Origin of the sequence: Mucilaginibacter sp. RCC_168, assembly GCF_041355315.1 — a bacterium.
Lineage (GTDB): Bacteria > Bacteroidota > Bacteroidia > Sphingobacteriales > Sphingobacteriaceae > Mucilaginibacter.
Map to the genome: position 1 here is coordinate 1 of NZ_JBFUPN010000070.1, position 839 is coordinate 839.

Consider the following 839-nt stretch of genomic DNA (forward strand, 5'->3'; position numbering starts at 1 on the left):
CTCCTCCCTGCTAATCTCGCTTATGTCATCTATACCTCCGGTTCTACGGGATGGCCGAAAGGCGTTATGATCGAGCACGCGTCATTTATTAATCTTATTTATTGGTATAATAGACTTTTATTATTACACCCAGAAGACCATATTCTACTTATAGCACCATTTGGATTTGATCTGGCCCAGAAAAATATTTTTTCCTCTTTAATTTCAGGTACACGATTATGTTTACCCAAAAGCGGTCATTTGAATCATCTGGAATTGGCAGATACTATAGTAAAGAAAAAAATAACCATAGTTAATTCAGCACCAAGTGCTTTCTACCCTTTGCTGGATACCACGATAAATGACGGGTATAAAAAGTTATTCTCTTTAAAAAAAGTCATATTAGGGGGAGAACCTATTGCGATAAATGAACTTCTTGAATGGTCTAAATCTGAATTCTACAATGGAGAAGTGATTAATTCCTATGGCCCAACAGAATGTAGTGATGTAGTGTCTTTTTATACCGTTAATAATTATGAATGGGAAACGCTGAAGGTTATCCCCCTGGGTGTTCCTGTAGACAATGTCAGATTGTACATTCTGGACGGACACCGCAGGCTAGTATCGCTAGGGTTACCAGGTGAAATTTACATATCCGGTGCGTGTGTTGCCCGCGGATATCTGAATAATCCGGAATTGACAACAGAGAAGTTTGTGGCAGATCCCTTCGAGCCTGGTGCTCGTATGTACAGAACTGGTGACCTGGGACGGTGGCTCCCCGACGGCAATATCGAGTTCCTCGGTCGCGGTGATGACCAGGTCAAGATAAGGGGATACCGTATCGAACCCGGTGAGATTGA

At 42.0% G+C, this 839-nt stretch carries 1 protein-coding gene; it reads left to right on the plus strand.

The annotated features are described in order from the left end of the window. Window positions 1-66 precede the first annotated feature (66 nt). A partial coding sequence (locus AB6735_RS27990; RefSeq protein WP_370999479.1) for an AMP-binding protein occupies window positions 67-839 on the plus strand: 773 nt, incomplete at its 3' end.